8 protein-coding genes are annotated in these 20,934 nt (G+C 72.1%); 3 read left to right on the top strand and 5 right to left on the bottom strand.

The genetic code is table 11. From position 1 onward, the window contains the following. Positions 1–4: 4 nt before the first annotated feature. A complete protein-coding gene (locus tag IL992_RS38770) occupies positions 5–1,027 on the top strand; it encodes a TolB family protein (RefSeq protein ID WP_319019098.1) in 1,023 nt (340 codons plus the stop codon). A 48-nt stretch (positions 1,028–1,075) separates the two neighbouring features. Here IL992_RS38770 and IL992_RS38765 read toward each other — a convergent pair whose 3' ends face one another. Both IL992_RS38765 and IL992_RS48725 read right to left on the bottom strand, forming a co-directional pair. Further along, positions 1,076–1,738: a response regulator transcription factor gene (locus IL992_RS38765; protein ID WP_193208282.1), complete on the bottom strand. Its 663-nt coding sequence runs from the start codon at positions 1,736–1,738 to the stop codon at positions 1,076–1,078. After that, positions 1,726–2,850 (bottom strand): histidine kinase, encoded by a 1,125-nt coding sequence (locus IL992_RS48725; protein WP_193208281.1) that lies wholly within the window; start codon positions 2,848–2,850, stop codon positions 1,726–1,728. The genes IL992_RS38765 and IL992_RS48725 overlap by 13 nt, the downstream gene beginning before the upstream one ends. A gap of 132 nt (positions 2,851–2,982) precedes the next feature. Here IL992_RS48725 and IL992_RS38755 point away from each other — a divergent pair, with 132 nt between their 5' ends. Further along, positions 2,983–3,996, top strand: coding sequence for a hypothetical protein (locus IL992_RS38755; RefSeq protein WP_193208280.1), 1,014 nt, complete (start codon positions 2,983–2,985; stop codon positions 3,994–3,996). A 294-nt stretch (positions 3,997–4,290) separates the two neighbouring features. Here the strand turns inward: IL992_RS38755 and IL992_RS38750 are convergent, their stop codons facing one another. The 3 genes from IL992_RS38750 to IL992_RS38740 form a co-directional block, all read right to left on the bottom strand. Beyond that, on the bottom strand, positions 4,291–5,520 hold the full coding sequence (locus tag IL992_RS38750; protein WP_193208279.1) for an RNA polymerase sigma factor: 1,230 nt from the start codon (positions 5,518–5,520) through the stop codon (positions 4,291–4,293). After that, entirely contained in the window at positions 5,517–5,855 is a 339-nt protein-coding gene (locus IL992_RS38745) for a YciI family protein (RefSeq protein WP_193208278.1), read from the bottom strand. The genes IL992_RS38750 and IL992_RS38745 overlap by 4 nt, the downstream gene beginning before the upstream one ends. 131 nt (positions 5,856–5,986) lie before the next feature. Further along, positions 5,987–19,054 carry a hemopexin repeat-containing protein gene (locus tag IL992_RS38740; RefSeq protein WP_193208277.1) on the bottom strand — a complete coding sequence of 4,356 codons (13,068 nt, stop codon included), beginning with the start codon at positions 19,052–19,054 and terminating at the stop codon, positions 5,987–5,989. A 319-nt stretch (positions 19,055–19,373) separates the two neighbouring features. Here IL992_RS38740 and IL992_RS38735 point away from each other — a divergent pair, with 319 nt between their 5' ends. Continuing rightward, positions 19,374–20,786, top strand: coding sequence for a hypothetical protein (locus IL992_RS38735; RefSeq protein WP_193208276.1), 1,413 nt, complete (start codon positions 19,374–19,376; stop codon positions 20,784–20,786). Positions 20,787–20,934: the final 148 nt, after the last annotated feature.

Genomic DNA, 20,934 nt, shown 5'->3' with positions numbered 1-20,934 from the left:
CCCTGTGGCCGTCCCACCTCGCCTGACGGTCCTGCTGGCCGCGGTGCTGCTCCTCGGGGGCCTGTCCGCCTGGGCGGTGGTGCACGCCGCCGCCCGGGCGGGGAGCCGAGACCTACCCCGGGCGGGGGAACCCGCCGCCGGTCCGGGTTCGGTCACACTCGCGGCGGGACTGGGGCGCCGGATGCTCTTCCGGACGATGGCGTGGGGTCCACACCGTGACGAGGTGGTCTCCGTGCCCGCGGACGACCCTGGGGGCCCGCGCGTCTCGTCCGGAGTGCGGTGCCTGCGCTTCCACGCCTCGTCCGGCACCGGCTCATGCCTCCAGGCCGAGCACGGCTCGCTGGGCGACACCTATCGAGCCGTGGTGCTCGACGCGCGACTGCGGGAACGGCGGGCGTTCCCTCTCGCCGGCATCCCCACCCGCACGAGAGTCTCCCCGTCCGGCCGCATGGCGGCCTGGACCGTCTTCGTGAGCGGCGACTCGTACGCGGGGACGAACTTCTCCACCCGCACCTCGATCCTGGACACACGCACCTGGTCCCTGCAGGACAACCTGGAGACCTACCGTGTGCTCAAGGACGGCCGTCCCTATCACGCGGCCGACGTCAACCTGTGGGGGGTGGCCTTCGCCGACGACGGCCACTTCTGGGTCACCCTCGCGACCGGGGGCCGAACGTGGCTCGCACGCGGCGACGTCGCGGCCCGCACCCTGACCACGGTCAGGCAGAACGTGGAGTGCCCCTCGCTCTCCCCCGACGGCACCCGGATCGCGTTCAAGAAGCGGGTGCCCGGCCTGCCCGAGGACGCGCCGTGGCGGCTGTACGTCCTCGACCTCCGGACCATGCGGGAGACCCCGGTCGCCGAGCGGCGCAGCGTCGACGACCAGGCGGTGTGGCTCGACTCCCGCACGCTCGGCTACGCCCTGCCGGGCGACTTCGGCGCCGACATCTGGACGGCGCCGGCGGACGGCTCGGGCACGCCGCGTCGCCTGCTGGCCGCGGCGCTCGCACCCGTCGTCGTCGAGTGAACGCCGCCGCCCCGCCGAAGGTCGACCGTGTGCGGGAAACGGGTCCGGCTAGAGCGGACTGTCGTGGGCGATGAGGGCGAGTTGGACGCGATTGTCCAGGTCGGTCTTCGCCAGGATGCGGGAGATGTAGCTCTTGACCGTGCCGACGCTCATGTGGAGCTCGGCCGCGATGTCCGCGTTGGACCTGCCCCGGCCGACCGCGGCGGCGACCTCACGCTCGCGATCGCTGAGTCGGGACAGCAGCCTGCGTGCGTCGTCGCGGCGGCGGTCCTCCGCCTCCGGCGCCAGGTGGGCGATCAGGCGCCGGGTCACGCCGGGTGACAGGATCGGCTCGCCCGCCGCGACCCGGAGGACCGCGTCGACGATGCCCTCCGGCGGGGTGTCCTTGAGCAGGAACCCGCTGGCCCCGGCGCGCAGCGCGCCGAAGACATGCTCGTCGGCGTCGAAGGTGGTCAGCATGATGACGTGGGGAGGGTCGGGCCGCCGCCGCAGCAGCCGGGTGGCGTCGATCCCGTCCAGGCCCGGCATCCGGATGTCCATGAGCACCACATCGGGCGCATGCGCGTCGACCGCGGCTCCGACGTCGGCGCCGTCGGCCACGCCGCCCACCACGACGAGCTCGTCGGCGCCCCTGAGCATCAGCGTCAGACCCGCCCTGACGAGCGGGTCGTCGTCCACGACCAGCACGCGTATGGCGCTCACACCGGCCATGGTAGCCAGACCGCCAGGCGGAACTCGTCTTTCTCCACTCCGGCCTGCTCCACCCGGCCGCCCGCCAGCTCGGCCCGCTCCCGCATCCCGGCCAGGCCGGCGCCCTCGCCCCGGGGAGCGTGCACCACGGCATTGCGCACCTCGATGGCGAGCCCCCGGTCCGGCCTGCCGTCGAGGCGGACAGTCACCGGCCTGCCCGGCGCGTGCTTCCTGGCGTTGGTGAGGCCTTCCTGGACGATTCGGTAGGCCGCCCGCGCCGTCGCGCCCGGCAGGTCGGGCAGGCGCACGCCGCCGTCGTGCATCTCGACCTCCATGCCCGCCCGCCGTACCTCCTCGAGCAACGTGCGCAGGTCCAGCTCGGCCAGGACGGGCGCTTCACGGAGCACCGAGATGACCTGGCGCAACTCCTGCAGCGCCTGATGTGCGCTGGACCGCACCACCGCGGCCGCCTCGACCACCTCCGCGGGGTCGGCCCGCGCGTTGAACTGCAGCGCCCCGGCGTGCAGCGCCAGCAGCGACAGCCGGTGCGCAAGCACGTCGTGCATCTCGCGGGCGATGGCCAGGCGTTCGTCGTGGCGGGCCCGCTCGACGCGTCGCCGTTGCTCCTCCTCGGCCCTGCGGACCCGCTCCGCCAGCGACAGCACCAGTTGGCGGCGGGCCCGCGCCAGCATCCCCCATCCGGTCAGCGCCACCCCGAACAGCACCGCGACCAGCGCCCACACCGGGTATGGCGCCAGCCCCGGCGGCCGCAGCCAGAACCGGGCCAGCGTCGCGGCCACCCAGGCGGCGCCCACGCCGATCGCGACGACCGAGCGCCGGTACAGGGCGGTCATCAGCGTGGCGATGCCGGCCGCGACCGACGCCGAGGCCGCGGGCACCGCCAGCGCCACGGCCACGAGCGCCGTGGTGGCCGGCCACCGGCGCGACAGCCACAGCGCCCCGCACGCCGCCGCGCCGCCGGCCACGTCCGCGACCAGGTACCAGCCGGAAGCCGCCCCGAGGTCGTCTCGCACGACGACCGCCGCCGCGGCCAGCGCGCAGGCGACGCCTCCCGCCCGGATCGCCCGGTCCCGCCGGGTCCTGGCAGGGCCCGGCCGTACGTCTGCCGTCACGGACGCCCAGCGTAATGACGGCGGGCCCGCCGACGGCAGCAACCAAAGTCGACGCCAGGTTGTCACCCGGGTTGCCGTGGGCAGGACCCGGGGCGGCAGACGTGGGTGGTGTGCGCGGAACACGCTTGCCGCATGACGGCGAACAAGACGCGCGGCCGCCGGGCCGCACTGCTCCTCGCGGTGATCACACCGCTCGTGGCCGAGTTCACCCTCGGCAACCCGCCGCTGCGCATGGCCTGGCTCCTGCTGCTGTGGATCCCGATATACGGCGCGGGCGTCGTCCTGGTGCGCGAGCTGGTACGGAGGGCCGGAACGGGCTGGACCGGGGTGCTGCTGCTCGGCGCCGCCTACGGCATCGTCGAGGAGGGCTTGGCGCTGCAGGCGCTGAGCAGCCCCACGATCTACGGCGCCGCCGGGTGGGCGCCCCGGATCCTGGGCCTGAACAGCGCCTACGCCGAGCTGCAGATCCCCTACCACGCGGTCTTCAGCGCCGCGGTCCCGATCCTCCTGACCGACCTGATCGTCCCGTCCCTGCGTGATCGGCCCTACCTGGGCAGGCTCGGCACCTGGCTGGCCGGGACGGTCTTCGTCCTCGGCGCGCTGCTGCTGCGGGTGACGGTGGTGACGTCCATCGACCCCGGGTACGAGGCGCCGGCCGCGATCCTGGCGGGCTGTGCGGCCGCCGTGGTCCTGCTGACGGTAGCGGGGCTGCGGCTGAAGCCTCGCCCGGGCGTGCCCTCGATCAGCCCACCCGCGCCCGCGGCGGCCGGAGTGTTCGGCGCCGTGGCCGCCTTCGGATACCTGGCGTCGCTGTTCCCCTTCGGCGGCGCGACCCAGCCCGCCTTCACCCACGGCGGGTGGGTGATCGTGCCCATGTCGGCCGCCGCCGTTCTGGCGGTCACCGCCGCGTGGCTCCTGCGCCGCTGGACGGCCGGCGGCCTGTGGACGGACCGGCACAGCCTGGCCCTGGCCTCCGGCGCTCTGATCGCCCACACCGCCTTCGGCCTGATCTCCAACACCGACACGGCGGCCGACCGCGTCGGCCTGGCGGTCGTCGGCCTGGTCATGACGTGTCTGCTGGCCCTGCTGGGCCGCAAGGTCAGCGGCCTCCCTCGCCCCAGATGCAACGACGAGCAGTTCCTGTGAGCGCGAGCTTCGAGCACACACGGCGCGTCATCGGCCATGTGCACGTCGAACAGCGGGCGCCTTTACAAAGTAGATCACGAACCGGATGTTGTCCGACTGGCACACGCGGTGAGGTTCGGCGCTAGCTCCTCCCCCAGCGCGTTCTGCACCGGGGATGTGGCGACTCACCGCATGTGCAAGGGTGCCCGGGCCACGGAGATGACGCCCGGGTCGGAATCCGGTGACCCGGGTCCCCGCGACTGGCGAGTGAACGGACCCTTGCGATGGATGGCTGCGATGCTCAGCCGGCCGACGCTATAGCCACTCTCCATGAGTCAGGTCCAGCCGCTGGTGGAGCAGGGCCTGCTGGGCCGGGTTGGCGGTCAGGCCCAACGCCCGCTCGTCGCAGAGCCGCGCCTGGCTCGTCTCGCCCAGTGCGCGCAGCAGTTCCGCTCGGGTGGCGTGCAGGAGCGGATAGCGGGACAGCGCCTCCTCCAGACCGGCAAGCTCCGCCAGCGCGGCCGCGGGTCCCTTGACGTAGCGCAGGGCGATGGCCCGGTGCAGCCGGGTGACCGGCGAGGGGGTCACGGCCAGGAGCATGTCGTACAACACGAGGATCTGCGCCCAGTCGGTCTGCTCGAAGCCGGCGGCCTCGGCGTGACAGGCCACGATCGCGGCCTGCAACTGGTAGGGCCCCGGCCGGCGATAAGCCCTGGCGGTGCGCGTCAGCAACGCGGTCGCCTCGGCGATCGCGGCGCGGTCCCACAGGTCGCGGTCCTGCTCGGCGAGCGGCACCAGACGCCCGTGGGAGTCGAACCGGGCCGCGCCGCGCGCCCGGTGCAGCCGGATGAGCGCGAGCAGCCCGGCCACCTCCGGCTCGCCCGGCATGAGGCCGGCCAGGAGCGCGGCCAGCCACTCGGCGTCGTCGGCCAGGTCGCGCGCCTCGGCCCGATCGCCGGTGCTGGACAGATAGCCCTCGTTGAACAGCAGATAGACGACCGCGAGCACGGCGTCAAGCCGCTCGGGCAGCTCCTCTGCGGCCGGAATCCGGTAGGGGATGCCCGCTTCGGCGATCTTTCGTTTGGCGCGGGTGAGCCGCTGGGCCACCGTCGTCTCCGGCACGACGAAGGCCGCGGCGATCTGCGCGGTGCTCAGCCCGCACACCACCCGCAGGGTCAGCGCGATCCGGGCCGCCGGCGCCAGCGCCGGATGGCAGCACGTGAAGATCAGCCGTAGCCGGTCGTCGCCCTTTCCCGGCTCGGGCCACCGCAGCTGCGCCAGCTTGGCGCGGTAGTTCGTCTCCCGCCGCAGCACGTCGAGGCCGCGGCGGCGGGCCACGGTGAACAGCCAGGCATCCGGCCGGTCCGGCACGCCCTCGGCCGGCCAGCGACGCAGCGCGGTCTCCACGGCGTCCTGCACCAGGTCCTCCGCCGCGGAGAAGTCGCCCAGCAGCGACACCAGGCACGCCGCGAGGCGGCCCGCGTGCTCGCGCACGACGCGGGCCAGCGCCTCGCGGCTCCCCCGGCCGTCATCCGATCCGCTCACGAGACCGGGCGGATCTCCACGAGCGGGCACGCCGGCCAGGACCTGACCAGCTTCAGCGCCTCGTCCAGATCGGCCACCTCCACCTCCGCATAGCCGCTGACGACCTCCTTGCCCTCGACGAACGGCCCGTCGGTGACGACGGGCTCGCCATCGCCGAGACGTACGGTGGTCGCGGTGTGCGCGGGCGCCAGATGCATGTGATGCGTGATTTTGTCGGAGTTCTCGGCGAACCAGCGGCCCACCGCCTCGTAGGCGGCCTCGCGCTCCAGATCGCCCATCTCCTCCAGTCGCCTGCCGAACTCCTCGGTCTCGACGAACATCAGCACGTACTTCACGGTTGCCCCTCTTCCTTCGCTGCCGATCCGGCAGAGCCCCGATGCTCGGCCTTCGACAGGAAGACGAACGGGCGACCGCCTCATACGACATTCGGCGGCAAGACTTCTACCACGCCGCTCTCACGGCGGGGTCAGATGGCGCGGTAGGTGAAGATGAGCCCGATCGTGCTGAGCGTGGACGGATCGCCGTCGACGGTGAAGGTGATGTCGTCCGCGGTCATGCCTGCCGCGCGCACCAGCGAGCCCTCGGTGAGGGCCGTTCTCGTGTCGCCGTCGAGCAGCAACCGCACCGTACCGGCCTCCTCCTGCTCGGTGCCGTCCGCGACGTACGTCGCCGCGACGCCGGTGAGCTGGCGTCCGGTGAGCCGCGGGAAGAGCGCGGGGGTGAGCGGCAGCGTCAGTTCGCCGGTCTCCCCTTCCGTGAACGCGGACCACTCGTCGGGGAACTCTTCGGCGACGTCGATGTAGCGGGCGGCCTGGTACGGCTTGAGCATGCCCTTGACCGCGTTGGCGAACACCGCGCCGCCCTGGTCGGCGACGTACTTGACGACGATCGTCACGTCGGACAGATCGGCGGGCGGCAGGCCGGACGTCTCCAGCCGCCACGTGGACACCGCCCCGGTGCCTTCGAACGGCAGGTATCTGTCGTCGTCGAAGCGCAGCTCGAACAGGCCGTTGTTGTCGCGGCCCTCCTCGACGTCGGACAGCGCGATCTGCTGTCCGGCGCGCCAGTCGGAGCGGAGCGTGGCGGGGGCGGCGCCGCGGCCGTCCACGAGGTAGCGCACCGCGGCGGGATCGGGGGTGAGCACCGTGCGGTGGCCGAGTTGCGTGAGCGTCGCGTTGACGTCGACGATCTCCTCGGGGTTCTCGAACGTGACGGACACCGTCTTGATGCGGCGGCGGTAGTGGCCGGGGAAGTCTCGGTCGTACATCGCCTCGGTGAGCGCGAACTCGCAGCGGCCTTCGGACTTGAGTTTCAGCAGCGCCAGCGGGTCGAGCGCGAGCAGCGACACCCGCCGGGTGATCTCCAGGCCCCGCATGTCGCCCGCGACGTACGCCGTGGCGAGCCGTTGCAGGTCCTGGCCCAGCGCCTCGCCCGCCATCAGGCCGTTGCGCTGGTTCTCCCAGTAGGCGGGCCTGATGAACGTCTGGTCGGTGCCGCGTTCGTACTGGTAGGCCCGTTCGGCCGCGCGGGCCATGTCGTAGGCCATGTTGTACGACTGGAAGTACAGCGTGGCGAGCCGTCCCGACATCCACTGATAGAGGTCGACGTTGCTGAACTTGCCGGTCATGAAGTCGGCGACGGCCTGCGCGTTGGCGATCTCCTGGTTGGTGAGCTCCAGGTCGCGCTGGGCGGAGGCGAGCTGCGCCGCGGCGGACGCCACCTGGTGCTGGATCTCGGCGACCTCGCCCTGGGAGACCATGAGCTGGAACTTCCAGTCGCCTGCCTGTCGTTCCTGCTCGACGCGGACGGCGAACAGCTCGCCGGTGACGCTGAGCGCCTCGCCGATCGACGAGGCGACCTCGGCGCCCTTGTCGAGCACCTGCCCGACCTGTTCGCCGCCCATCTCGGTGCCCATGATGAACGGCCCGACCAGCGCCTGTGGCGCCGCGAACGCGATGGCCGCGCCGATCTTGAGCCCGCTGGCGTACAGGTGGGCGATGGACGCGCCGGTCATGGCGGCGATCTGGGCCAGCTGCAGCGGGCTCAGCCCGGCCGCGATCAGGTCCTGATAGTACGTGACCCGCTTGTTGGCGTAGTCCAGCGCGACCTGCGCCTCCGCGAGGCCCTCGGCGGCAGCCCTGACCTGCGCCTCCTTGACCTCGCGCATCATGATCTGGATCGCGGTGTCCTGCCGGGCGCGCAGCAGGTTGAGCTGTTCGCCGTCGCGCCGTTCCAGGACGCTGACCAGGTCGCCGCCGAACTGGCGCAGCTCGTCCACGAGCTCCTGGGCCTTGCGCATGACGAACGAGAACCGGTAGTGCGGCACCGGCGCGCTCGCCCCGGCGACGACCTGGTCGGGGCTGAGCCCGGTGGCCGCGCCGCGTACCAGGGCCATGACGTCGGCGGGCGGCTCGAACAGCGGCAGCGGCCGGCTGACGCCCAGGATGTCGAGCGACGCCCTGATCTTGCGGAGCCGGTCCTCGACCCTGGTCCAGTAGTCGCCGAGCACCGGGTTGCCGGGGATGTAGTAGTACGGGTGCGCGACGCTGGCGTGGATCGCGCCGAGGCCGTCGAGCATCCGGCCGCCCGCGGTGATCCGTTCCGCGGCGGCGTCCGGGGTCCACTCGGCGCTCCGCAGGTCGTCGTAGGTCAGGGTGGGCGACAGGGCGCGCGGGCCGACTCCCTCGGGACGCCTGCCGAGCAGGTCGTAGGCGAGGACGTACAGCATGCGGGCCTCGTCGATGCTCTCCATCGTGTACTGCCGGAAGAGCATGTCGCCCCAGTCGAGCAGGTTGTCCACGTACGCCATGACGACGGCCCGCCGGTACGCCGTCGGCCGCAGCTCGGCGATCGTGTGCGGGTCGAACGGGTCGTCCTGGTACGCCTTGAGCAGCGCGCCGTGGTCGCCCATGAGGTTGTACTGGGCGCGCAGCCGGGCGAGCATGGCGACCTTCTCGCGTAGCGCCGCCGCGGTGGCGTTGCCGGTGAGCAGGCCGAGCGCGGTGTCCACGGGGGTGAGCACGTCGGCGGCGAGGCCGTCGAGGAACACGGCTTCCTGCGTGGTGAGCGTTCTGGCCTGCTCGAACGCCGGGGTGACGGCCTCGACGTCGATCAGGATCTGCCGCAGCGCCGTGGAGATGCCGGGGTCGGCGAGCGCGTCGAGGTCGGCGCGGCAGGCCGCGACGAGGGCGCGCGCGTCCACCGCGAGGAACGGCAGGAACCGCCAATACCTGTCCTGCTCGGTGGGGTCGAAGACGTACTCGTACCACTGCCGGGCGTCCTCGAAGCGCTGCGCGGTGGCGAGCGCCTGCGCGATGAGCATCGGCGCGTGGAAGAAGATCTCCCAGTAGTAGCGGCCGTTGGCGCTGGAGAAGTCCAGGTGCGTGCTGGCCGGCATACCCGCGACCTCCGGGCGCACCTTGATCGTGGTCGGCCCCGAGGCGGCCTTGCTGAACGCGGGCAGTTCGTCGGTCTCCTGCGCCTGCGGGGCGAGCAGCGCGGGCACGCCGCCGACGAGCAGCCGCCGGTTCAGCTCGAACGCGCTGCTCGACGTGAGCCGGATGATCTCGTGCGGCAGCTCGGCGTACTCGTACGGGCGGGGGACGACGGTGTCCTTGGGGTAGCTCGCGTACTGGGAGCCGACGAACAGGTAGAGCTGGCTGTCGGCGTCGAGCATGCCGGTGAAGCCGGTGGCGAAGCCGGTCGGCAGGGAGTGCCAGTTGCCCGCGATGTCGTGGAAGGCGCCGGGGGTGAGGTCGCCGAGTTCCTTCCCGTCGGGGAGCACGGCGTACTTGCCGTCGCCGAAGACGTAGCGCCGCTCGCCGCGCCGGAACACGCCCTGCACGCGCTGCGGGAGCGTCCGGGGGTAGCCGGGGTCGGCGGTCCTGGCGACGGTGTCGTCGTCGACGAGCGAGTAGCGCATGTATTCCAGACCGCTGGTCAGGTAGACCTTGCGGCCGGCACGGTAGGCGGCGTCCACCAGGCCGGTCGTGTTGATAGTGGTCGGGATGCCGCCGAGGTCGCGGGTCTGGCCCGTGCTCCGCCCGCCGGGGCCGTCCACGAGGTAGGTGCCCGCGCCGTTGTCGAAGTAGTACCAGCTGTCGCCGTAGGCGAAGGCGGCGTCCAGGCGCTGCCAGGCGGGCAGGTGGTCGTCGCCGCCGCCGGTGAGCGCCTTGGGATAGCCGGGGTCCGGCCGATCCAGGCGGTCCGGGCGGTCCGGCCTGTCGTTGCGGTCGCCGCCGTAGCGGACGTACTGGCCGCCGGTCACGACGAAGGTGCGGCCGTCGCGGACGAACACGGCGTCGGGCAGGGAGCGGTTCCACCCGTCGCGCAGCTTCCTGGGCAGCCCGGACGGCGCCGACTCGTGGTAGGTGCCGTCGGACAGCGCGAAGCACTCGGCCCCGGTGCCCGAGTTGAACGCGAGGTCCACCCGGTCCCAGCGCGGGAACCCGTCCGGGTTGTCGCGCAGCTGCTTGGGATACTCCGGCTGCAGCGGCCCGAACGGCGTGCCCCGGTAGCAGTAGTACTGCGGCCCGGAGAACACGTACGTCAGGTCGCCGCGGACGATGACGCCGTCCACGGCCCCGGTCGTGGTCAGCGAGTTGCCGACGACGCCCCATGTCCTGGCGGTCACGTCGTTGCCGGTCCGCAGCTTGCCCCTGGTCTTGACCTCCAGGAACTCGCCGCCTCCGGCGGCGTTCCTCGTGAAGAACAGGCGGGTGCCGCCGGGCAGCTCGACGGCCGCGTCGATCTCGGCCCAGGCGGGCAGCCGGACGCCGTTGTCCTTCAGGTCGGTCAGCACCGGGTCGGCGCCGGGGTCCACGGTGATCGGGCGGCACAGGAAGCTGCCGCCCTTGTGGTCCACGCTGAACCACGGCCCGTCCTGCGACCCGGCCGGGCTGTTGAACCGCACGACGCCTGCCGGGTCGACGGGCGCGCCGTCGGGCTCGTCGAAGATGCGCGACAGCTCGACGAGCCGGGCGGGCTCGGCGGCCGCGTCGACCGGCACCGCGTACAGCTCGGGGGTGAGCGCGTGCGCCGCGGTGACGGTGACCGGGCCGGCGGGCCGGGCGACGGTGTAGGTGCGCGACACCACGATGGAGTCGTGCAAGCCGGGGTCGCCGCCGGGCAGCGTCGCGGACGCCTGGACGAACAGGTGGACGTCGCTGATCTGTCCGTCCTCCAGCGCGCCGGGCGGCAGCTCCTGCGCGGGCACCCACTCCTTGTTGAGGTTGTAGAAGGAGTAGTAGACGCGCACCCGGTGCTTGGGCGGCGGCGCGGCGACGCTCTGCTGGTCGCCGCTCTGCTTGGTGACGATGGTGGTGGCGCCGGTGGCGTCCGGCGCGACGGTCTCGACGACGCTCCAGAACACGAACACCCGGCCGAACGCGTGGACCGGGTCCACCCGGTCGGCGTCGATCTGGATGTCCACCTTGACCCACGGCTCCCAGGTGGCCGACAGCCGCGCGCCGTCGCGGAACTCGGCGGAGCGGTAGTAGTGGCGGCGCGGCTCGGTCCTGGTGCGGCCGAACAGCACGAGCCGGCGGGTGCCCTCGTCGTCGTGGTCGGCGCGGTAGACGTACGCGCCGGCGATGGCGAGCCGGGAGACCTCGGTGTACTCGTCGAGGTAGCGCTTGTAGGCGCGCTGCACGCTGTCGGCGGTGATCTCGCCCTGGAGCAGGTCGTTCTCCAGTTCGCGGAACGCGGGGGTCTTGGTGTCGCGCAGCTCGGGCCTGATGTAGTTCTCCGGGTAGAGGAAGACCTTCCTGTTGGCCTCCCAGATCCGGTAGTTCTTCAGCCACGCCCACCACGACTTGATCTTCTCCCGGACGTCGGCCGCGGCGGCGCCGGGGTCCTCCAGGTCGAGCAGGTAGCGGTGGATGTAGAGCTGCGTGGCGGCGATGGCCTCGCGCACGGGCGAGGTCATGCCCTCAGGGCCCATCTCGACGTCGGCGAGCACGTGCTCGTACAGGGCGCGGACGTCGGCCAGATCGGGGTTGAGGCACAGCGCGGCGGGCAGCAGCGCGTCGCGCTTGAGGACGTTCAGCTCGCCCTGGACCACCGCCGACAGCGCCTCCCACTCCTGCGGGGCGTGCCGCCGTTCCAGCAGCAGCGCGAGCGCGTCCGCGGGCGCGGACCCGGCGACGACCCGCGTGTACAGGTCGGAGGGGCCGGCTCCCGCCCGTCCCGCGAGCCGGAAAACGTCCACCAGGGCGAGCAGGAACTCGATCTCGAAGCGGTCCTCCTCGGCGGGGAACGCACTGATCAGCCCGGCGTTGCGGCGCAGCCAGCGGACCTCCTCGACCGGCCAGCCGAACAGCGCGGCGAGCCCGGCGAACGGGTCGGGGCCGCCCGCGTCGAGCAGCGCGGCCAGACCGGGGTGGGTGCGCGCGAGCGAGGCGAAGCCGGTGATGGTGTGCACGTCGGTCAGCCGGTAGTCGGCGAGGTCCGACCAGCGGTGCCGGAACAGCTGCGGGAACGTGCGGTCCACGTCGTCGTACGGGCCGGAGTAGCGGACGTACCTGTCGCAGCGGGCCAGGTAGGTGCGGCCCTCCACGACGAACGCGCCGCAGATCCCGGCCTCGAACTCGGCGGGGAGCGCGCCCCAGTCGTCCCTGATGGTGCGCGGGTAGCCCTCCTCGGCGAGGTCGAGCGCGCCGGGCCGGTACTTCACGTACTGGTCGCCGCGGAACGCGTACAGGTCGCCGTCCGGGGAGACGAACGCGGCGTCGATCACCGGGGCGGCGGCGAACTCGTTGCGGATCCTCCCCCACTGGTCCGTGATCGCGCGCGTGGTCGTCCCGTCGTGGAAGAGCGTGCCCTTGAACAGGTACAGCGTCCCGTCCGGGGCGCGGAACGCGGCGTCCAGGCCATCCTCGAACGCCTCGGGCAGCGCGCCCCAGTCGTCCCCGATGGAACGCGGGTAGCCCTCGTCGGGGTGGTCGTAGGCGGAGCCGGTGTAGCGGACGTACTGGTCGCCGGAGAACAGGTAGGTGTGGTCGTCGCGGACGAGCGCCGCGTCCACGCGCCGGCGGTCCTGTATCGCGTTGCGCACCCGGCCGAGCAGCGCCAGGTCGTACGTCTGCTCCGGGGCCCGCGACGCGACGTGCAGCACGCCGCCGACGACGAGGTAGGCGGTGCGCCCGTTGGCGACGGCCGCCTGCACGACCGGGCCGCTCCCCCGGTCCGCCACGGCGTCCTCGAACGTCTCGGGCAGCGCGGCGAACGCCGCCTCGGCACGCAGATCGCCCGCGATGGGCTTGGGGTAGCCGGGGTCGGCGTACTGGTAGTCCGGGCCGGTGTACCTGACGTACTGCGTGCCCGAGAACAGGTAGGTCGTGTCGTCGCCGAAGACGATCGCCGCGTCCACGCCGCGGCTGCCGTCGTCGGGCAGGAACGGGTTGACCGACCTGCCCCAGCGCTGCCTGATCGGCGCGGGCGGGTCGAAGGCGCGGTTCGCGTAGCGGGCGTAGTGCTCGGTGAAGAAGAAGTACGTCGCGCCGTCCGGGGCGGTGAACGCGGCGCGCAGCACGTCGCCCGGCGGCAGGTCGCGGCCGAAGCCGCGCCACACCCGCTCGATCGGCCGCGGGTAGGACCACTGGCCGGTCTCGCTGAGCTGCACGCACCGCTCGCCGTTGAGCAGGATCATCGTGTCGCCCTCGAAGAGCACGGCCGACGGGACGGGGAACCCGTCGGGCGCCTTCCAGAACGTGGCGTCGGCGAGCGCCGGGTAGCCGGGGTCGGGGTCGGCGTACGGGCCGTACTCGCCGCTGTAGACGACGTGCCGCATGACGCCGTCGGCGTCGGGGTGCTCGAACAGGTAGGTGACGCCGTCGCGCACGTAGGCGAGGGTGACGCTGGCGAGGCCGCCCCAGTGCTCGGCGATCGGGCGGGGCTCGCCGTCGGTGGTGCCGAGGGTGCCGGTGTAGGTGACGAACTGGTCGCCGCGGAACAGGTAGGTCTTCCCGTCCCGGCCGACGAACGCCGCGTCCACCGCGTTGTCCTGATAAATCGTGTTACGGGGGCGGCCCCACTCTTCGGCCGCCGGGTAGTCCTTGCCCAGCTGCGTGTTGTAGCAGTTCGCGCCCTTGAACAAGTACGTGGCGCCGTCCGCGCCGGTGAGCACCGCGTCCAGGCCGGTCCGGTAGTCCTCCGGCACCAGCCGCAGGGTCAGCGGCCGCACCGCCTCCTCCACCACCGGGCCCTCCAGCGCCGCGCGCCTGGCCCAGCCCGTGTCCCGCTGCACGAGCACCGCGCCGTTCTCCATGAACGCGCAGGTCACCGCCGCGAGGCCGGGGTCGGGGTAGGCCCGGTACAGGGTGTCGGACACCACGTGCCACTGGCCGCCGCGGAACAGGTACACGTTGCGGTGGTCGGCGAACGCCGCGTCCACCCCGTCGAACTCTTCGGACAGCGCCGCCATCCGCGGCTCGGTACGCAGCGCAGACAGGGGACGCGGGTAGCCGTTCTGGACGACCGAATAGTCGCCGTCGGCGTAGCGGACGTACTGGTCGCCGGAGAACAAATAGGTGTAGGTGTGCGGCACCTGCGCGCCGTCCACCGTCTCCACCACGTCGAGGACGAGCGTCGCGTCCACCCGGCCGGTGCGCGCGATCGCGTTGGCGACGTTGCCCCAGAACGCCCCGACCCGCGCCGGGAATCGGTCGTCCACCTGCGTGTAGTCCGTGCCCGAGTATCTGACGTACTGGTCGCCGTTGAAGATGTACGTCTTGCCGTCCCGGCCGACGAACGCCGCGTCCACCCGGTCGAACGGGATGCTGTCCCACTGCTCGCGCAGCCGCGCGGGCTCCGACCACCAGCGGTGCCGCGCGTCGAACACCACGAACCGCGACCCGGAGAACAGGTACGTCCGGTCGTCGCGCCCGGTGAACACCGCGTCGATCGTCGCGAACGCCGGGTCGGCGGCGAGCGTCACCGGCAGGTTCCACCAGTTCTCCGCCTGCGGGCGCGGGTATCCGGCGTCGGGGACGGTGTAGTCCCTGGTCGAGTAGCGCACGTAGAAGACCGTGTCGTCGCCCAGGACCTTGATCCGGTCGCCCGCCCTGCGGATCGTCAGCGTGATCGGGCCCTCGGCGACGACCTGCCACTCGGGCGATGTGCCGGTGACCGGCGCGTCGTCCGGCACGGTCACGCCGTGCTCGCGCAGGCGGCGGCGCAGCGCCGTCGACAGCCGCCCGCCCGCCAGCTCCGCCTCGTACGCGGCGGGCAGGTCGAGTATCTGACCGACCGGGCCGAACAGGTGCGTCACGCCGTCCAGCACGAACGCCGCGTCCACTCGGTCGAGGCCGCCCCAGTCCCCCGCGATGCCGCGCGGGTAGCCGAGGTCGACGACGGAGTAGTCGGCCGAGGAGTAACGCACGTAGCGGTCGCCGCTGAACAGGTAGGTCCTGCCGTCGCGGCCGACGAACGCGGCGTCCACCGTGCCGCTCGGTAGAACCGGGGCGAGCACGCCCCAGCGCCGCGCCGTCAGCGCGACCTCGCCGGAGCCCGCCGGGCCGAGCGCGACGGTCCTGCCGTCCTTGAACAGGTGGATCGTGCCGGTGGCGTCTCGGAACGCGGCGTCGAGGCCGGACTCGAATCCGGCGGGCACGTCCGGCCGCCAGTCCTCGATCCTGACCGGGTTGCCGTCGGCGACCCGGACGCCGTCGTTCTCCGGGCTGTCGGTCATCCTGGCGACCTGGTCGCCGCTGAACAGCAGGTAGCCCTCGGCGTCCGCGTACGCGGCGTCGAGCCGGGCCGCCCCCTCGAACGCGTTGCGCGGCCGGCCCCAGCGGTCGGCGAGCGGCCGTTCGACGGTGCCGTCGAACCAGCGGTCGCCGCTGAAGACGTGGGTGCGCCCGTCGAGGCCGTGGAAGGCGGCGTCCACGTTCCGTTCGAAGCCCGCGGGCAGCGGGGTGTCGTTGCCCTCGCGGGTCCACCAGTCGGCGACGGCGCGCGGGTAGCCCTCGTCGGCGACGGAGAAGTCGGAGCCGGAGTAGCGCACGTACTGGTCGCCACAGAACAGGTAGGTGCGGCCGTCGGCGTCCACGAACGCGCCGTCGATCTTCCCGGGGTTGTCGAAGGTGGAGCGGACCTTGCCCCACACCTGCTCCTTCGGCCCCCAGCGCAGCCCGCCCCGCGTCCGGACGAACGCGTGCGACCGCCCGTCCACGCCGCGCCCGACGAGCCACTCGGCGCCGTCCGGCAGCGTGAAGCCGGCGTCCATCCCGGCGAGCCCGGAAAAGTGCGGCGACAGGTCGGTCAGCGGCTTCGGCAGCGGGTCGGCGAGCGCGTACGTGGTGGCCGAGTAGACCCAGTAGCTCGCGCCGCGGAACAGGTAGATCTTGTCGTCCCAGCCGGTGAGCAGCGCGTCGATGCCGTCCACGCCGGGCGGCAGCGCGAGCGGCTCGGGGAACTTGCCCGCCAGATCCTGGTCGTGGAACGCGACGCGCACCCCGGCGGCGTCCAGGCCGAGCTTGGCGGCGAGCCTGGCGAACCGCCTGATCCGCCGATAGGAGCGGCGCAGGTGGGGGTCGCCGGGCAGGACGGTCAGGTCGTCGGCGAGCGCGGGCGGCACGAGCAGGTCGAGCACGTCCGGCGTGATGGCGTCGCAGATGGCCGCGACGACGTCGGAGGGGACGCCGAACGCGTCCTGGAGCACCGCGAGCACCGCCGTGTGCTGCCGCTCCGCGAGCGCCGCGACCCGGTTCACGATCTCGGTCATCGCGTCGGTCGTCTGCCTGGCGACCGCGTGCAGCAGGAAGAAGACGTCCTTGCTGTAGTCCTCCGCGCCGGGAAGCGTGAAGTCCAGCGCGTTGGCGACGGTGGCGAAGTAGTGCAGCATGTCGCGTGGCACGCCGAGCGCAGGGTCGAGGTCGCCCGCGTCTGCGAGCAGCGCGACCAACTGGCCCTGTTCCTGCTCGTCGAACCCGAGGTCGGCCACCGCCGCCATGTCCAGCCGGTACGGCGCCTGCGCGCGCACGATCGCGCCGATGCGCGCGTACACGACGGTGCCGTCGGCCTCGGTGAAGCCCGCGCCGAGGTCGAGGTAGCCTTCGGTGTCGCCGAACAGGTCGCGGGAGTCCTCGCGGACCCGGCCGTCCTCCGTGATCGAGCCTTCCAGCAGGTCCACCACGCGCCTGGCCTGCGCGTCGTCGGCGACGTCGGTGAAGTCGTCGGCGCCGAAGGTGAGCAGCTCGCCGCGGGCGGCCTCGATCTGGTCGCGCAGCGCGTCGAGGATGAGGCGGCGCGCCGGGTAGAGCTCCAGCGGCACCGGCAGGTCGTCGGCCCCGAGCGTCAGCAGCGCCACCGGGTCGGTGTACGCGTCGTCGGCGTCGAGCAGGCCGTTGAAGCGCAGCAGTTCGGTGAGCTCGGCGGCCTGGGACTCGGGGAGCCGCAGGTCCGCGAGCACGCCGGGGTCGAACGCGATGGCGGTGGCGTCGGCGTCCTCGATCTTGGCGGCCACGACGCCGAGCACGCCGGGCGTGAGGTCCGCGAGGTCGGCGGACGGGGAGAACAGTTCCGCGTTGTCCGGGTCGGCGAAGAACTCCTGGTCGGCGATCTGGCCGTCCTCGTCGAGGTAGCCGTTGTAGACGAGGTTGTCGTACAGCTCCTCCTGGTCCACCTCGTCCAGGTCGGGCAGCAGCTCGGCGACGTCGGACGGGTGGAAGGCCCCTCCCGCCCGCGCGAGCGCGTCGAACAGGACGGGCGCGAGGTCGTCGAAGAAACCCGCGATCAGCAGGTCGTCGGGCACGTCCTCGGTCGCCAGGCGGCCGTCGGACGCGAACAGGCCGTACAGGACGAGGTTGGTGAAGATCTTGGCCGCGACGCGCGGCGCCAGCCCGATGCCGTGGAAGTCCTCCTTGGTCAGCACCGGGAGGTCCGACACGGCCGCGTACGCGGCGTCGGCCAGGCGCGCCGGATCGACCCGCAGCAGGCGCGAGTCGCGCGGCGAGACGACCCCGTCGTCGTAGGCCACGAGCACGTCGTGCGCCACCTGCGCGGACCGCTCGTCGAACCGGTCGGACACCAGCGACTCGGGCGTGAAGGCGAGGTCGGCGAAGCGGTCGGCGATGCCGGTGAGCACCGCCAGCTCCTCCTCGGCGTCCTCCGCGGTGGCGGGCTCGCCGAGCACCTGCCCGAGCTCGGCGACGGCGAAGCCGGACGCGGTCAGCCAGGCGTTCACGGCGCACAGCGTCTGCGTGAGCCACAGCGCGGCCTGCGGGTCGTCGTCCATGAGCGTCCGGTGGCAGTCGCCGGGGCCCGCCTCGGTCACCGGCAGCACCGCGAACGTCGAATACCTGACCAGCGCCGGGTCCGCCTCGACGGCCGCGATCAGGCCGAACAGGTCCTCCACCGGCATGCCGAGCGTTCCGGTGAGCCGGGCGACCCGGACGAGCAGCGACAGCGCGGACGGCCCGATCGCCCGGTCGAACGGGCTCTCCTCCAGGGGCCCGTCGTAGTGGTCGCGGAAGTGCCGGACCACGGCGACCAGGTCGGCCTCGGCCATGTCGAGCGCGACCGACAGCCGCAGCCGATACTCGCGGTTCTGCGCGCCGAGCACGTCGCCGAACGGCGGGGCGAGCGCGGCGGCCTCGCGCGGCACGCGGTGCGTGGCGAGCGTCGCGACCACGTCGAACGGCACGCCGTACGCGTCGCGCAGGTCCACGGCCGCCGCGAGCAGGCGCAGCGCGGGGCCGTCGAGCGTGCCGTCCGCGCAGGCGGCGAGCACGAGGTCGAGGTCGGGGAAGGCGAGCCCGGTGCGCCTGGCCAGCCGGACGAACCGATTGACCCGGTCGAACCACTCCGCCGGGACGGCCGCGGCGGGGTCGTCGGCGCGCACCAGGGTGAGCCCGTCGTCGGAGACACGCACCACGGGACCGCCCGCGTGCACGAAGAAGTCCTCGGGGGAACGTTCCAGAGCGTCGTTCTGATCGGGGTCGCCGTACAGCACGACGCTCAGCTCGTCGCCGTGCAGCGCGGTCGCCGCCAGGAACGCCTCGACGTCGGTGAGCTCGGCGAGCGGCCTGCCGTACAGCTCGGCGATGCCGGCGTCGTCGGCGCGCGGGGTCGTCACGACCTCGACGTCCAGGGAGGTCAGCCGCAGCCGCTCGCGGGCGACCCGGTCCGGGTCGAGGCGGCCGGTGAAGACCCGGTAGAGCTCGACCGGGTCGAGGCCGAGATGACGCAGGTAGGCGGCGATCCGCGCGTCCTCCAGCGAGAACGGCAGCCCGGCCGGGTGCCGCATCGTCGCCAGCGTCTCGTACGGCCGGGGCCCGACGAGCCCTTCGAGTATCCGCACCACGATGTCCAGGTAGGGCACCGGCGGGAACGTGTTGCCGGCGTCCAGCGGGATCGCCGCGATGTCGGGCCTGCGCCGCAGCAGCGCCGGGTCCTCGAACGCGTCGTCCAGCAGGTTGAGCAGGTCGGTGAGGTAGGCGGCGGGCGAGTACACCGAGCGCGCCTCGTCGCCCAGGCGCAGGTCGAGGTCTCCGAAGAGCCGTTCGTAACTGGGTAACCAGGCATCGCTGTGCACGTGGGCACATCCCCTCAGAATCCCCGAATCGGCCCCCGAATCGGCCGCCCCATGATTTCCGATCGTGGCGGATGGGAGCTACGTGGCGGGAAGGTGACACTTCCGGCCGTAGGAGCTCCAACCAATGGACCGCGTCAAACCAGTCGTTGACCATGCGGCGCCTCGAGACATACCGTCCGGTAGCGCACCCAACGCCGTCCTGGAACGGCTGAACGCAACGTGCGAGCCCGAAAAGCCCACGAAGGCCGCGACCAAAGGCGAGACCAGAGCGGCGAACCAGCCCAAGGGGACGAAGAAGTAACGGCCGGAAGGCGGTGCCATGAGCGAGTCCTCCATTGAGGAGAAGAAGGCCAGGAAACGGCCCTCACGCAAGGTCGTCACCACGGACGGGAGCGACAACTCGCGGGTGAAGCGCGCCAGGCTCAACAAGGACGCAGCGGCCACCACGACCACCGGCTCGAAGTCCCCGGAGAGGTCGCCGCTCAGGAAGTCCAAGCGCACGGCGCCCGCCCCGGCGTCCGGGAACAAGCCGGTCGGCACGGGCGCGCCGGGGAGCGCACTGATCGGCGGCGACAACCCGATCCTCATCCCCGCGCCCGCCGCGATCGCGTCCCAGAGCGGCAAGCCCGACATCGCCCTGCTGACCGCGGAGGCCGACACCAGGGACTACGTCGAGTCGGACTACCTGTACCAGGCGCTCAAGCAGTTCAGGGAGAACGCCCTGTTCACCGACCTGCTCGCCTCGGTGACGGGCCAGGCGCCGGACTCCTGGGCCGCCCTCGCCGCCGACCAGAAGACCCTGGCCGAGGAGGCTCGTTCCATGCCCGACGACGTGCTCACCCGGATGGCCAAGGTCGATCCGTCCGTGGGCATCGTGGTCGTGGACGGCGTCGGCTTCCCCGACCTGGAAGAGGGCAGGCGCAACGGCGGGCCGCTCGCGGCGTACAACTCGATCCTGCACGTCATCGAGCACAACAAGGTCATGGCCAAGGACGCCCCCTACGCGCTGAAGGCCGGCGGCGGCTACTGGACGTACTTCCACGGCGTGCTGTTCGAGCTGTGCAACGCCTCCCAGCGAACCGCCATCCAGGCCATCGACAAGGCCGCGGCCGACGGCGACCTCGACTGCGTGAGCTTCATCCTCGCCAAGGAGACCCTGGAGGCCGCGAGCGAGGACCTGCACGACCAGCTGATGACGCAGGCGCTCCAGAACCAGGCGTGCCACACCGTACGCGACGAGGGCGCGAGCACCACGAGCGTCCTGAAGAGTCCGCAGCCCGCGAAGATGCTCTACGGCAACATCTCCGACTCTCGGACCGAGCGACTCACCAGCAACGTCAAGAAGGGCCACGCGCTCGGCTACGTGGAAGCTTGGAAGCGCGACTACGCGGACCAGTACAAGACCAGGAACGCGAACTCGTTCGCCCAGTTCGAGCGGTGGCTGGCGATGGCGGGGGACCCGCCCGCGATCGACCACGCGGCAGTGGTCCACCAGTTCACCGGCATCGACGTGACCGAGGACGAGGTCACCAGGATCCAGGACCACACGCGGGAGACCTACGCCAACCCGGACTCCTTCGACCCCGAGGCCGCGCAATCCGACGACGAGGACTACGTCTCCACCACGACGACGAAGACGTCCACGACGTCGAACAAGCGCAAGCGGACCTCGTCCGCCAAGAAGCCGGTCCGGAAGAAGACCAAGACCCGGAATACCAAGGTGGGCAAGTAAAAGGCGGCCGCATGAGCCTCGACTCCGGCGACGTGAACCAGAACAACAAACGCCGCACATCGAAAACGGACACCTCTCGCGTGAAGCGCGCCAGGAGGGTGTCGCCCCAGACACAATCGACGTCGTCGATCACGGCGTCCCCGCCGAC

This window comes from Microbispora sitophila, from assembly GCF_014892245.1.
In the GTDB taxonomy this organism is placed as follows: domain Bacteria; phylum Actinomycetota; class Actinomycetes; order Streptosporangiales; family Streptosporangiaceae; genus Microbispora; species Microbispora siamensis.
The sequence above is the reverse complement of the archived record's forward strand: the minus strand, read 5'-3'. Positions and strand labels throughout refer to the sequence as shown.